The sequence below is a fragment of the Providencia sp. PROV236 genome, from assembly GCF_033676985.1.
Classification (GTDB): domain Bacteria; phylum Pseudomonadota; class Gammaproteobacteria; order Enterobacterales; family Enterobacteriaceae; genus Providencia; species Providencia manganoxydans.
On record NZ_CP096297.1, the window covers coordinates 2,781,031 to 2,794,208 of the forward strand.

Annotated in this window: 23 protein-coding genes; 6 read left to right on the forward strand and 17 right to left on the reverse strand. The window is 38.7% G+C overall.

What is annotated here, in order from left to right; translation table 11 throughout:
* Nucleotides 1–10: 10 nt before the first annotated feature.
* The 17 genes from M1E96_RS12635 to M1E96_RS12715 form a co-directional block, all read right to left on the reverse strand.
* Nucleotides 11–544, reverse strand: coding sequence for an antiterminator Q family protein (locus M1E96_RS12635; protein ID WP_369427083.1), 534 nt, complete (start codon nt 542–544; stop codon nt 11–13).
* On the reverse strand, nt 532–846 hold the full coding sequence (locus M1E96_RS12640; RefSeq protein ID WP_369427084.1) for a Ref family recombination enhancement nuclease: 315 nt from the start codon (nt 844–846) through the stop codon (nt 532–534). Before M1E96_RS12640 ends, M1E96_RS12635 begins: the two co-directional genes overlap by 13 nt.
* Before the next feature lie 11 nt (nt 847–857).
* Nucleotides 858–1,451, reverse strand: coding sequence for a DUF1367 family protein (locus tag M1E96_RS12645; RefSeq protein WP_369427085.1), 594 nt, complete (start codon nt 1,449–1,451; stop codon nt 858–860).
* Between the two features lie 180 nt (nt 1,452–1,631).
* Entirely contained in the window at nt 1,632–2,660 is a 1,029-nt protein-coding gene (locus tag M1E96_RS12650; protein WP_369427086.1) for a P63C domain-containing protein, read from the reverse strand.
* Between the two features lie 159 nt (nt 2,661–2,819).
* Entirely contained in the window at nt 2,820–3,158 is a 339-nt protein-coding gene (locus M1E96_RS12655; RefSeq protein ID WP_369427087.1) for a hypothetical protein, read from the reverse strand.
* 19 nt (nt 3,159–3,177) lie between these two features.
* On the reverse strand, nt 3,178–3,417 hold the full coding sequence (locus M1E96_RS12660; protein WP_349493189.1) for a hypothetical protein: 240 nt from the start codon (nt 3,415–3,417) through the stop codon (nt 3,178–3,180).
* Between the two features lie 188 nt (nt 3,418–3,605).
* Complete coding sequence (locus M1E96_RS12665; protein WP_349493188.1) at nt 3,606–4,271, reverse strand: hypothetical protein; 666 nt, start codon at nt 4,269–4,271, stop codon at nt 3,606–3,608.
* Between the two features lie 115 nt (nt 4,272–4,386).
* Entirely contained in the window at nt 4,387–4,587 is a 201-nt protein-coding gene (locus tag M1E96_RS12670) for a hypothetical protein (RefSeq protein ID WP_349493187.1), read from the reverse strand.
* Between the two features lie 14 nt (nt 4,588–4,601).
* Nucleotides 4,602–5,135, reverse strand: coding sequence for a hypothetical protein (locus M1E96_RS12675; protein WP_349493186.1), 534 nt, complete (start codon nt 5,133–5,135; stop codon nt 4,602–4,604).
* A 6-nt stretch (nt 5,136–5,141) separates the two neighbouring features.
* Nucleotides 5,142–5,411 (reverse strand): hypothetical protein, encoded by a 270-nt coding sequence (locus M1E96_RS12680; RefSeq protein ID WP_349493185.1) that lies wholly within the window; start codon nt 5,409–5,411, stop codon nt 5,142–5,144.
* The gene (locus tag M1E96_RS12685; protein WP_369427088.1) at nt 5,408–5,644 is read right to left on the reverse strand and encodes a hypothetical protein; all 237 of its coding nucleotides are present in this window, start codon (nt 5,642–5,644) and stop codon (nt 5,408–5,410) included. The genes M1E96_RS12680 and M1E96_RS12685 overlap by 4 nt, the downstream gene beginning before the upstream one ends.
* 2 nt (nt 5,645–5,646) lie before the next feature.
* Nucleotides 5,647–5,817, reverse strand: coding sequence for a palmdelphin (locus M1E96_RS12690; RefSeq protein WP_369427089.1), 171 nt, complete (start codon nt 5,815–5,817; stop codon nt 5,647–5,649).
* Between the two features lie 94 nt (nt 5,818–5,911).
* Nucleotides 5,912–6,631, reverse strand: a complete 720-nt coding sequence (locus M1E96_RS12695) for a replication protein P (protein WP_369427090.1) — start codon at nt 6,629–6,631, stop codon at nt 5,912–5,914.
* A complete protein-coding gene (locus M1E96_RS12700; protein WP_369427091.1) occupies nt 6,628–7,584 on the reverse strand; it encodes a hypothetical protein in 957 nt (318 codons plus the stop codon). Before M1E96_RS12700 ends, M1E96_RS12695 begins: the two co-directional genes overlap by 4 nt.
* Before the next feature lies 1 nt (nt 7,585).
* Nucleotides 7,586–7,810 (reverse strand): hypothetical protein, encoded by a 225-nt coding sequence (locus M1E96_RS12705; protein ID WP_369427092.1) that lies wholly within the window; start codon nt 7,808–7,810, stop codon nt 7,586–7,588.
* A gap of 12 nt (nt 7,811–7,822) precedes the next feature.
* Nucleotides 7,823–8,278 (reverse strand): toxin YdaT family protein, encoded by a 456-nt coding sequence (locus M1E96_RS12710; RefSeq protein ID WP_369427093.1) that lies wholly within the window; start codon nt 8,276–8,278, stop codon nt 7,823–7,825.
* Nucleotides 8,279–8,324: 46 nt separating this feature from the next.
* Entirely contained in the window at nt 8,325–8,570 is a 246-nt protein-coding gene (locus M1E96_RS12715) for a YdaS family helix-turn-helix protein (protein ID WP_070926242.1), read from the reverse strand.
* A gap of 106 nt (nt 8,571–8,676) precedes the next feature.
* Between M1E96_RS12715 and M1E96_RS12720 the strand changes: the two genes are divergently transcribed.
* From M1E96_RS12720 to M1E96_RS12745, 6 genes are all read left to right on the forward strand, one after another.
* The gene (locus M1E96_RS12720) at nt 8,677–9,375 is read left to right on the forward strand and encodes a helix-turn-helix transcriptional regulator (protein ID WP_070926239.1); all 699 of its coding nucleotides are present in this window, start codon (nt 8,677–8,679) and stop codon (nt 9,373–9,375) included.
* A 399-nt stretch (nt 9,376–9,774) separates the two neighbouring features.
* On the forward strand, nt 9,775–9,939 hold the full coding sequence (locus tag M1E96_RS12725; protein ID WP_369427094.1) for a hypothetical protein: 165 nt from the start codon (nt 9,775–9,777) through the stop codon (nt 9,937–9,939).
* An 85-nt stretch (nt 9,940–10,024) separates the two neighbouring features.
* Nucleotides 10,025–10,357 carry a hypothetical protein gene (locus tag M1E96_RS12730; protein ID WP_369427095.1) on the forward strand — a complete coding sequence of 111 codons (333 nt, stop codon included), beginning with the start codon at nt 10,025–10,027 and terminating at the stop codon, nt 10,355–10,357.
* Between the two features lie 11 nt (nt 10,358–10,368).
* A complete protein-coding gene (locus M1E96_RS12735) occupies nt 10,369–10,617 on the forward strand; it encodes a hypothetical protein (RefSeq protein WP_349493178.1) in 249 nt (82 codons plus the stop codon).
* A gap of 15 nt (nt 10,618–10,632) precedes the next feature.
* On the forward strand, nt 10,633–12,636 hold the full coding sequence (locus M1E96_RS12740; protein WP_369427096.1) for a hypothetical protein: 2,004 nt from the start codon (nt 10,633–10,635) through the stop codon (nt 12,634–12,636).
* Nucleotides 12,636–13,136, forward strand: coding sequence for a siphovirus Gp157 family protein (locus M1E96_RS12745; protein ID WP_369427097.1), 501 nt, complete (start codon nt 12,636–12,638; stop codon nt 13,134–13,136). The genes M1E96_RS12740 and M1E96_RS12745 overlap by 1 nt, the downstream gene beginning before the upstream one ends.
* Nucleotides 13,137–13,178 lie beyond the last annotated feature (42 nt).

Consider the following 13,178-nt stretch of genomic DNA (forward strand, 5'->3'; position numbering starts at 1 on the left):
AAATGATGGATCATTGGCTCAAAGATGTCAACACGTTCTCACCTTTATTTTTAATTTTCCACTCATTATCGCGGTTTTTAAATGCATTATAGAGGTGTGGGTAAATTAAATATTCAGCTGAGCGAATAATTTCTTTTGTCTCTCTTCTGCAAGTAGACATTGACGGTTTTCTATATTCAACTGTACAATTTCTACGGAGCATTTGCCTTGGATTGGCTATCCCATAATAATAACGTGCAATGGCTCTATCAGAACTACCAAAAGCATAGCGCAATAACAATAAAGTGAATGCTATGCGGTCTATGTGATAAATCTTATCAACAACTTTTGCGATCAACATACCATCGTCATCATTACACATTTCGCGCTCAGGATAATCGCGCCTTTCTACTCTTGCCATAAACTCAGCAATGATACTACTTTGCCGCTTTTCTAAGCGTCCGCTATAAACCCAGGCTCCGAATAACGATAACCAGTTTTGGAGCCAGACCTCACGATCTTTGTCTAATGCCAGACCATCAGAAATACTTTTTATACTCGACATGCGCGCAGCTCCATAACTTCTCTTTTGGTTTGTTCCAGTAACTCAATTTCGGTACCGTGGATTTGTTGCCATGTTTTAGGGGCCGCATGAAAACCAGTGTCATAGCTAGCGCGGTGGTGAGGTGGACATAACGGCAATACATCTTTATGGCTAGCTCGTTGAGCCATACCCTGCCCCGCTCGCGTATGATGAATTTCCGCCGGTGATGGTCCATACCCCATATTTCGGCAGCAAATACAGCCGAGTTCGGCGACATCTGATAGCCATTGTTTATCTTCTTTGGTCTTTGATTTTTTGGTCATTGGTCTTGCCTCTAGGTAAAATTGAATAACTGAGCCGCCGCATTTTCAGCAGCTTCTGGGGTGGGGAATTTACGGAATAGAATGAAGTTCCAGAGCACATCGAGGGTTGATTTATAGAGTTCGCCAAAGGCTAGGTCATCCATTTTGGCAAAGCTGATTGATTTGGCTACACGACGTAGGCTACCGTCTGGCATTTCAAAGGTTTCATAATGTCCTGATTGTTCGACCACCCAATAACGAAAGGCATCAAAGGATTTAGTCGCTGAAATATTACGTGCGCGTTTCTGTGCTATCTCATCGAGATAAACATCAGCAGCTGATTGGAGGGCATCGTCGTTATCGGTGTAGTAAGCGAGGAATTTAACGTAACCACGAACCAGCTCTTTTTCTTCAGGCGAAACTGTACCACCGGTTGGTTCCCAGTATTCATAGCCTAGATTGAGGAGTGCAAAGTACTTGCGGTGGAATCGTGGATTACGTGCTTTCTTAAAATCAGCATAAAGCACATCACCACACTTGATTTTTGAATGCAGAAAATATCTCGCAGCGGGATTAGCCGGTACAAGAGTGTCGTTAGACATTTTGATAAAGCTATGCTGTGCCATACTTTTTCTCTCAGTAGACACAGCAAGTATTTAGGATTGGGTGTTCAGACCAATGAAGTAATTTTAACTGCTATTCAAAATAAAATCTATGTGCTTACATTAATAGCTAATAGCTCGTTTGCATCTATTTGATTTAGCCATGAAGTACTTGAGATAAATTCGATATCTATTACTAAATGATTAATCCAGCGATGTATCATTTAGTTCTAATTCAAATGTTCCACCTTTTCGTGGCATCACTTGGTCTACCATCTTAATAAAACGATTCCACCCATATCCATTAGCGATCGCTAAACGTTGAACCATTATTAAAGAATGCAAATGCTGGGATAACATAGGATTACCAACATCATCTGTAAGCCATTGGTGCATTTTATTTTTTCGTTGACCATTAGATTGTTTAGGTGTTTTTCTTTCAAGCTCTTGAAGAATAGAATCCCCGAGTCGTTCATATACAAGATCTCTAGTATAATGAGCGACTACACTAAATCGGTTCTTGCTCATGCCACACCAAGGCCAATTTCTTAGCTTATAAATATTTTCATAAAACTCATCTGGAAATTTTTTTGCCCAAGCAGCAAGCTCTTTGCTTATGATTTTATCAAGATAAGCTTGTAACGCATCCTTTGGACGAATTTCTTGGTAGCCAGTAGCTTCATCGACTAACGCTATAATTCCGACTTTAGCAAGTGACCGAACTAAGATTTCAGCTTTTTGCGCTGTATCCATCTGATTAGATTTTAATGCTCCATCCTGACGGGCTTTTAGATAAACATCACAAACTAATGGTAAAATTGAAGCATCATAACCTTCAAGCTCGGCACCTGAATTGTCCAAAAATCGCTCACGTCTGATCAGCTCCATAAGCTCTTGATTTATATATGGAACAAGGTTTGCAGCATCCATGAAAGCGGGGAGTATGATCTCACCATCAAGTGTAGCCCTAACACCACGGCTTGGACGACCTAGAGCTTTAAACACCGACGATTGAGAGATTATGCGTTTCCCGTTATTTAGAACAGCCACCTCCAATTCAGTGTCATTAATCTTTAAAATTCCCTCAAATTGAGCTGCCGGTAAATTTTTTTGGATTCTCTCCCAACGTTTTTTAGCTGCGTTCTGAGCGACTTTCTTTCGTTCATCAGCTGTCAATTTATCAGCTCGAGCTTTACCGCCTTTAGCTTGGGGTGATTCATCTTCGATAGTCATATTGAAATCCTTGGATATTTGAGTCTCTATTATCATTATCTCGATGTAATTCAGCAAGCAATATATATAATAATGCTTGCTGAATTCATAATGTGTATTTAGTAAAAAAGTAGTTAAATAAAATCTTATCTAACGAAAACAATGTAATAGAGACTAATCCTAAATGACTAACTTCAATTCATGCCAACCTTGTGTATTCCAACACTCAGAACCACCACTAAGACAACACTCAGCCACAGGCAATTGCTCATTACATTTTTTACAACGCCGTTTATTTAGTTCGGTAATTAACGATATAACTGAACGGTCATCAATTCTAATTAACATAGAAAGATACTCAGAGATATCGTACGGCTCTCTTCCTGGTCTACGTAATGCACAGTTTCTTGTAAGCATCTCCATTTCTTGCTCATCAAGTAATAATTCAACTTTAACTAAGCCTTGCTGTTTTTGTCTCTCACGCTGCTTGGCTTTGCGTTCTGATGCGGTCATTTTCATTGGTCTTGCCTCTTAATGATTATTTATATAACCCTGTTTCTTTTGCTGCTTTTTCGACATCATGATGAAATTTAGTCAATCTATTAATTAAATCTTCTGTTGGTTCTATAGCATTAATTAATTCTTTCCATAAAGATGTACATCGTATTTGAAGCTCGCCTCCCATTTTTTCATTTCGCATTCTAATCATGCCGGTATCTTGCGCATCCCAATTTAAACGTATAAATAATGAATTAAGTATATTTTGTTTATCTTCCACGAATCACCTCTCCACACTTAATTTCAACATTCCACACCTGCATTATCTGCATAGCACGGCTCTCGCATTCTTTCTGTGTGTATATTTGCTCAGATACAGGCACAGCAGAACCTTGTATTAGCATGAGTAATACATATACGATTATTTGCATTAATTGTTACTCTGAATTTTAGGTATAAAAAACCTTGCTAGTGCAGGGTGGTTTTTATTCTATTAATCAAAATCAAGATATCACGTAGACTAATCCTATATAGAGCTGCGTGTTCATAATTTACATCATCAGAGAGTAACCAAAGACTAAGTTCTTCATTGTATCTCATAATATCCACCATCACGGAATATATAGCTTCAAAGTATTTGCTATTTGTACTTATTGCTAAGTCTAGTAGATTCTCAATACTGGATAGTTCGATTCTTTTAAGATAATTATTGTTAGAGCGCATATTTTCATTAACGCTTGTTATTATAAATATATCTCCATTATTTTTACTTGTTATATTTACTAATTTTCTTTTATCTAAGACAGAAAAAACATTTTTCGCATGCTCTAATTCACTTTCAACCCTTTCGCACTCAGAAAAAATCATCTTTAGAATTGATTTTTCTACTTCGCTTGCTAATTTTTTTGCATCGCTCCTTTGCCAGAAATAAACACCAATAGTCACCAAAATACCTAATGATGAAATTATAGTAAATATCATGGAAACAAAGGAAATAATGATACTTTCACCTTTAGTCTCTATGGTGAAATAACCAATGGCTATAATGGCACCAATTATAATCCAAGCAACTATCGTGACAATGCTAATAATAAAGTCTTTCATTCCGTCGAAATCATCAATATTATGTTTCATAATCCCTCCTTATTTAAAGCAGGAATCATACTCACATCCATGTGACTAATCCACACCCAAAAGACTGAATTAATACATATGTATCTTCACTTTCATTGCATCCCTGCGAGTTAAATTAATCCAGCTGAATAGCGCCTTCTTCTGGATATTCAGTGCAGTAAAAAACAGGCTTTGACTTATCGAAGCAGTCTAAATTATGCTTCTCATCTAGCGTGTATTCCGTTTCGTCGTCAATTTGTAAACCGTGCAGCTCTACTTTTAAGCCAGCAAAATCAGCCATAGCTATTATTTGCTTTGTTGTTAATGTAATAGTCATATCTATCTCAATTATTAATGGCGATTTTTTAATCCGTAGTAATAACCACGCTTTAACCAGCGGTATATTTTCTTTACTGCTCCGCGCTTAGTTCTAATTTCATCGGGTATATAAAAATGCCCTATTTTATTGAATGGCAAACCTGTACAGCCATGATTAGCACCATCATTGATAAATAACCAACGATAATTTTCTAACCATGCATCTGCATTACATTTAGGGCATGGAATTGTCTCCATTGGTTCATATAAATTTCCGCTACCGTCGCAAGCGTCCATATCCCATAAGTAGCCATCAAAACACTGACTATCTAAATAATGCGCGCCAAAGTCATGGCCTTGATAATCACAGGCAATTTGTACTTTATTTTTCATATTTACCTCGTTAGGTTTTACAGGGTGGCATTCAATCATGAACACTTGTTGTGTATCGCCATCAATAACAGCGATAAGGCTATCGGATGATTGGCAGTGACCATTTAACTCGTGGAGTGAACATTTCATATCTTTGAAGTTAAAGCTTTCATGAGTAATGCTGGCGTTATTCATCAATGCTTACCCCTGTGTTGGCCATAGGAACTTTTGATAAATTTGTGCGCTGTAAAAAGCACAATGACTCTGCAGTCTGCTTTGATATATAAACTTGTTTACCAAAAAATAGCGGTTTTTCTTTTGTATTGAGCTGCGTTTTTTCCCTGTTAATGCATGAGTCTTATATGTAGTGGTCTCTTCCTGCTCACGAACGACACGCCAGCCGTCTTTGCACATTTGGACGCATTTATCATATTTAAAATGTTGTAATAATTTTTCTGGTTTATTGTTCATACCTTCATCACCTCACGCCAATAATTCAACCTATCTCTAAAAAATTCCCGATGTACCTCAGGTGCCTTTTCAATTTCGACCAGAACACGTTCTCTGTATATTTTTTGAGTCTTAAGCTGCCTAATCAGGCGACTAGCCAATAAATCAAGCTGCTCCAGTTCGCGATATTCTTCTGGCCATAAAGCACGGTTATGAGGTAGCCCATCAGGCAAATAACGTGATTGCCCCGACATAACTACCTCTTTTGTGGTTTCAGTTTAGGTTGATAAGGTGCTTTTGTTCTTGCTCGAGCTGCTGCATGAAGGCGATCTATGTGACAAGGTGAATAATCACAACCATCGTCAGGATAAAAAGGTTTCGTGTCACGCACGAGTGATTCGTGTGTAATAGGGTCTTTGATAATCATTTGGTCTTGCCTCTATATTAGTGGTCATGGCTTGGTCTAGCCTTTTTCTTACCTTTTGTTTTATCTGTAACTAATTGTTTTAATAGTTCTAATATCAACTTTTACATACAAGCCTCTCCCTTATCTTTCTTAGCATACCCTCACCAATCAAACGATACTTACCATCTTTATCAATAAGCTCGGATGCTGACTCATCTCTTTTTGTCCGGTTAATTAACGGTTTTATTGGCGGGATCGGTTTGCCTTCTTGTATTTGGTTATAATAAGTTATCAGCTGTTTTTTAATAAACTCCCGAATTTCTTTATCCGATAAGTTATACTGAGTCATTCGCCGTCTTGCTTCTGGTACAATCCAATACATAATTGCTGATTTCCATGGGAACAGCTCAACAGAAGGATATCTCCATTCCATGTTGCTATAGCGTTTCATCTCCGCCATTACCTCACAAACAGAAGGAAAGCCTATAACCTGCATCATTCCCTCTCTACACCAGCTAATGAATTTCCCACAAGATGGCCAGAAATCGGACTCTTGCTGCCGAGCTATACTCATTCCTGCCTTCAATTGCTCAACAGAGGTTATTTTATTTTCGATAAAAGCAAGAACCCATTGCCTTTTGGTGGCTGAAATATCGTCTTTATTTGAAAACACGGTATGCTTTGCTGCAGGAAAAATTTGTATTAAATTATCAAACAACATATCAACTAACTTTTCCGCATGCTCATTGATGCCCATAGGTTTGTTGATTGGCTGCATTAAAGTAGCTAATTTTTTGCTATCTCTACTCTCAATGACTGAAATTAAATTTTTCATAATGTGTTCTCCCATGCTTCTGCGCTATTCCAGTGGGCTTGATTAGGCAAGCTATCTTCGCCATGTGAAACATCTGAAAGTTTTAGCACAAGCTGATCCCACTGTTTCCTAAGCGAACTGGGGCTAAGAATATTTTTGCACCAAAATGGATGTTTATTTGCCCTATCAAACAATCGACAGATTTGCCTGTGTGTTCTACCGTCAATCGTGCGCATCAACCGAACGTCATTAGCCCATAAAGCCCAGTTAGGCTCTTTAGGAAGCTCAACATCCTCGTCTAATTCGGAAGCGTTTTCGTAAAGATCCCTTACTCGCTTAGATATCCACTGCGCACACAGCAAATCATCAGAAGTTCCCCATTGCCGTTTTTTGGCGCTGAATACAACCGCATCGGGGTGACGAGTCATAAATGAATTATCATTCAGACTTTCGTCTGGTTGTGAATCAACCTGACAAGAAGGGTCTTTATTCTCTGTAGTACTCTCTGTTGTATTCTCTGTAGGATCGGATTGCGGATTTGTTTCACCGCCATCGTAGGATTTGTCTTGTCGCGGCTGTTCGTTTTGTTGCTCCGCGAAATCCCCTTTGTGACTTTCCCCAGCTGCGCTTTGCGCATTTGGGGCTTTATCAATAGGTTGCGTCATTATTTGGTCAAGTCTGTCACAATTTATACGATAGTATATTTTGTGCTCTAACCGCTTTTCGGTTTCATCCAAAATACCACGCTTAACCAAATGTTTTCGCGCTGTCAGTTGTTCTCTGTAACTTAACCCCGTTTCAGCTGTAATATCCTCTGATGACTTGTACACTCCAAGCTCGGAATCTGTTTTATCCTGCCAGTAAAATATTTGGCTAAAGAATATGACGGCATTAACACTGCCGAAGCGCTTCACTAAACCGGGGTAATAAGCAACTGGTCGTCCAAAATCTAGCATCAGATCGGATGGTCTCACTCTATACCCCCAAAGCACGAGCAATTTCAAGACATGCATTTTTGTATTGCTCAGGCGTGAGTTTTTTTAACATCAATTTTTGCTTCTGCTGTTCATATTGAACCCAAACACTAATTGCAGCCGCCCTTCGACCTTCGAAAATATCTTCAATTTGCTCTCTATCCGCAGGTTGGCCATTCAACAAAAAGCCATTGCAATAAGTGATTTTTTCAATTGTTCTTAGCATTGGTCTTGCCTCTTAATGTACGCTGGTCGGGCGTGGGATAGCGTTTAATGCATTAACTGCATTATTAATATGGTGTGACATGTCACGCCCCTCTAATAAAACTTCACTAATCGCATCAGCAAAAAGTTGTATCGCCACTGACGCTAAATAATTTTTGGTATCACCGCGAAGCCTAGCTAATCGTGATGCTGGCAATGCCATTTCAATTGCTGGCATTAGCTCTGTAATTTTTCGCAATGACGCACTAGAATCACCACGCAACCAACGGAAAATCTGTTGCCTGTTGTTGTTGATCGCCTTCCAATCCGCCCTACCGTTCTCATCTTCAATCACATGTAAACGCCCCTGCGATTTATCTCGCACTATTCGGGAGTATGCACGGCTGATCTCAATCGCTACATGCTCCTGCCCTTGTTCGGTCGCCCAGCTCTCTAATTCAGAACGGACAATATCGATATCAAAACTCATTTGTTCGCGTCTCCTGTCGCAAAATTGATTAAGCTTAATCAGTTTTTTAATTTGAAGCCTGTAATACTAGATATTCACTTGGGAGGCCATCGTAAGAATTAGGGTAAATATCTGGCGCCACTTCGTGAGGAGTAATACGCCATTCTAAACATTCACACAGGCTTAAAACTTTCTGGGCAGGAACGCCGTTCTTAAACCAAAGATTGACTGTTTGAGGTTTAGTTCCTAATCGTCTAGCAATCTCAGATTGGTTAGCTAAATGATTAATTTTATTTTTTACAAGTGGTGTCATTTGTAGTCTCCTTTAGTGATTACAAGTTTATCTTACAATTAAACCCAAGCTTATTTCAAGTTTTTCTTGAAGTGAGTTTTACAAGGAATCCTTGTAGTATCAGATTATGAAAAAAAATCAGAATGTCGTGTCAGCGACACGAATAAATCAAATATTGGATGAAAGAGGCTGGTCTCAATCAGAGTTAGCCCGAAGGATTGGTGTTAGCCCTCAATCTGTTCAATTCTGGGTGAGTGGTAAAACTGCGCCTAGAGGAGCGAATCTATCCGCATTATCTTCGGTTACTGGCTATCCTGAGCATTGGTTTCTTATGGATAGTGTTTCAGCTGAATCAGTAGATAAACCAACTGTGATTTCTCGACAGGAGGACTCATATTTCGTTGAGTTGCTTGATATTGAAGCTAGTGCAGGACCAGGTATTATTACTAAAGGGGAGTTTACAGAAACCATTAGGTCTATTGAGTATACCTCCGATGAAGCTCTACGTTTATTTGGAAATAGGCCTAGTTCAAACATAAAAATGATCACTGTTACTGGCGATAGCATGAATGACACTATATGTCCTGGTGACCAAATATTTATAGATATCCATATAAATCATTTTGATGGTGATGGTATTTATGTGTTTGTATTTGGGCAGACACTTCATATTAAACGGTTGCAAATGATTAAAAATCAACTAGTTGTTATTTCTGATAATGTTAAATATCGTGATTGGGAAATAACGAAAGAAGATGAAGAACAGTTTTTCATCTCAGGAAAAGTGCTTCTTAGCCAATCCAGAACCTACAAGCGTTACGCTTAAAATAAACACAAACCATTCAATATAAATTACAAGAACTTAGCTTTCTTGTAATTTTTCATGTCAATAATTACAAGAATATTTTGTAATTATCACTTGCAATATTCAATTTAAACTTGTAGATTTGTCAGCAAGCAAAACAACACAGCAAGTGTTTAGGTAAGTGTTCAAACCAATTTCGCTTTACTGCTGTTCGTCGGAGGAGAACCAAAGCTCTCACCGCGACCTTTCATGATTACCACGATGAACGGCAGATTTTTTTACCAACATCAGGGAATTTATTTAGACCAAAGCTAGGCAAGACCATCGACCACGATCGAGGCAAGAACTGACCTGACGGCTCGGAAAGACGGGCAACATCATAAATGACAGGAGACAATTATATGTGTAACCAAAAATGAAATGAAAAATATTAAGTTAGATAGAATTATTGCGTTATTTGAAGCATTTCCAGAAACAGTATTCAACTGTTGTGGTGATAGTGAAACAGCAATACTTGAATTTGATACAGACGTAAAAAAACCCACCGAAGTGGGTTCTTTTACCCGGGTCGCCGACCAAAGCTAACCGGAAGTTCTTAGCGGAGACCAATCCGCTTAAGAGGCAAGACCAATGATAAATCACTGATCACCGTTATTTTAAAGGAGCTGCTATGAAAGCACAACCTAAAAAACTAAGCGTCACGCTTTATGTTCATGCTAAAAAACAATTTGATGGCTCGTACGAATACAACACTTTTGCATTCAAAGCAGATATCAAATCTGGATTAGGTTTTGTTGTCGCTGAACATCAAATTGAAATTCCTTTTGTTGAACCTACCACTGTTGAACTTGCTAACGCTGAAATTGAACATCTACGATCAGAGCAAAACAAAATACTTGCTGATGCGCAGGTAAAATCCAGTTTACTGGAAGATCAGATCCAAATGCTGCTCTGTGTAGAAGGCAAACCAATTTCAAAAATCGACGAACAAATCCCTTATTAATGGTGAATATGATGGATGCAATTAATCTAGCTATTGATGCTGTATTAGATGCGGAGCTATCAGTTATTGAGCACGAAAATAACTGTGATTTTAGCTCCGGCACTCAACATATTTCTATTATCGGTGGTAAACGGCAAGTTGAATATTATCCATCAACTGGCACTGCTTATTCCAACCCAGTAAAGGGTAAATATAAACAAACCACCATTAAAAAAGCTGGAATTAAACGAGCTATCAAGCTCGCCAAATCTGGAAAATAAGAGGCAAGACCAATAATGAAAACTTTTATCTGTGTATTCGAGCCGACTACCGATGCTCGGACGAACGGCGCTGTACCTTTAACGATCGCTTTTAATGCGGCTAATGCCAAAATTGCTGCTGCAACGGCGATGATCAAACTATCTGAAGAATACCCTGATTCAATGGATAACTTTAATATCGATGAGCCGATTATTTGTGAAGATGCTCTCGGATCCCCTCGCCCTGCTCTCGATAAATTTGATGAAAAGTTTGCGCTTGAGAATGAATTCGACGGTGAAAAGTGGGTTCCTGTCATTTATGAAGATTTTAACAAAATAAATGTCGTTATTCGTATCGCTGCTATTTTGTTATTCAATAAAACGCAATTCACTCGTTCTGATGTCAGTAAAGCTGTGAGCTTTGTTAATGAAAGCAAAGAATTACCTAAAATTCGCAATATCGCAGAAGGCTTAGGAAGAATAGTTAAACTCGACTCAATGAATGCAGAGCAAACCGCTGAAATGGCTCAGGCCATTTATGAGATAGCAGACGATAACGTCTCTATTATTAAAGCGCTTGGATTAGGTAATAATTGGTTAGCTGAAGAACCTAAATCAGAAGCAGCATCTGAAGAAGAACCGATGCTAAAACGCGATTACGAGGCACTTGATATCGAAATTGCCCTTGCACTATTAGAAGTCAATCCAAGTGATGCTAAGAGTGCCGATGTTCGCAGGGCTAAAGAGATCATCAGTAACGATGACAAAGCATGGAAACGCTGGTCGATGGACTTGCGCACCTTCCCTGGTGTTTTAAATATTCCTCGTGAGCAAATTTTTGCATTAATCACTGAAAGCCTTGATCAACCTGAGCTGATTGATAATGCCAATGCACGTAAAGCATTTATTGATTCGAAACTCGGTACCGAGCAACCAAAAATTACATCTCTAGGTAATGGCCGTTTTTCAGTTGATAATTTAATTCAGCAACCAGCTAACGATGAACAATCATCAACAATAATCGAAGAAAAATCACCTGTTATTGAAGAAAAACCAAAACGTACCCGCAAGAAAAAAAAGCCGGCTAAAGTCGAAGAAAGCACAGCTACTGAAACTGCTATTGAACCAACTAAAGAGCCTGTTGTAATACCAGCAACTGAAATGACAGTACTGCACGACGATTTCGAGCAACGCGCCGCCGTCCTTGATGATTTGCTCAAAGAAAATAATGATAACCTCAGTATCTGGAAGCGTGTACAGCGCACTGATCCGCGCTTTACTAAACCTCTTGACGGTATGGGATTTACAGGCACTAGCATTAACGGCACTTACATGATAATGCGCGCCACTGAAATCTTCGGCCCTATCGGAATCGGTTGGAACTATGAGGTTATTGAAGAAAGATTCATTGATGGTAAGCCCCTGACGGAACCAGTCCTAGATGAACGCAATAAACAAGTCGCAACTCGTTTCCTTCGAAATGGAGATGGAACGTTATTCTGTGAACAGCATCATTCAGTAAAGATTAAATTTTGGTACTTAACGCCAACTGGTGATCGCGCTGAATTCGAAAGCTATGGTGCAACACCATATCTTTATCAAACACATTATGGCCCTAAATCTGATGGTGAAATAATGAAAAAATCACTAACAGATGCAATCAAAAAAGCACTATCTATGCTCGGATTTAGCTCTGACATTTATCTAGGTATGCACGAAAACCCTGAGTATGTAGCTAAAAATAAAATTGAGTCTGATATTAAAGCGGCAGTAGATGACGCTGATGAGATGATTCGTATTAAAAATGAATTAGACGATAAGCTAACCAAGAATGCCAAGGCAATGGAAAATGCTATTACTAAAAGTGAGTTGAACGGAATTTCTAATTCTATTATTCGTGAAATTGATATTCATATCAAATCAGCTAAAGAACGTAGAGACCACGAAGTTGAAAAATATTTAAATGCTCGCTTGATTAGATTAAAAGAAATTAAAAATGAACGCTTAATCCAACTAGAGCAAAAAGAAGAGGCAATCTAATGACCAAGACTACTGCTATTGCAATGGCTGCTGATTACAGCAAATTACAACTACTTGTCGAAAATGGTGAATTCACTGCGGAAGATATCGCCGATACCCTTGAAGGTATTGAATGTGAGTTAGGCGATAAACTGGATGCAATTATGCTCTATGCCCGTAATTTGGAAGGGCAAGCCAAAACTTTAGATGAGGAATCTAAACGCTTATCTGACCGTAAAAAATCATTCGAAAACCAAGTTAAGAACCTGAAAAAGTATGCCTTAGATTGCTTGTTAAAATCAGGGTTGGATAAACTTAAAACAACAAAAAATACGTTCACTGCACGTAAAGGATCAACCTCTGTTGTCATTGAAAACGAGAATTTACTTCCTAACGATTTAGTTCAAGTTCAAGTGGTAACTACACCGGACAAAAAAGCCATTAAAGAAGCGATTGAAAAAGGCAAAAAAGTGGCTGGCGCACATCTCGAAATTGGTGAGCGTACATTGCAAGTCCGTTAATTACATCAGCGCTCTGAAAATGGGCGCATTATAGGAAATAAT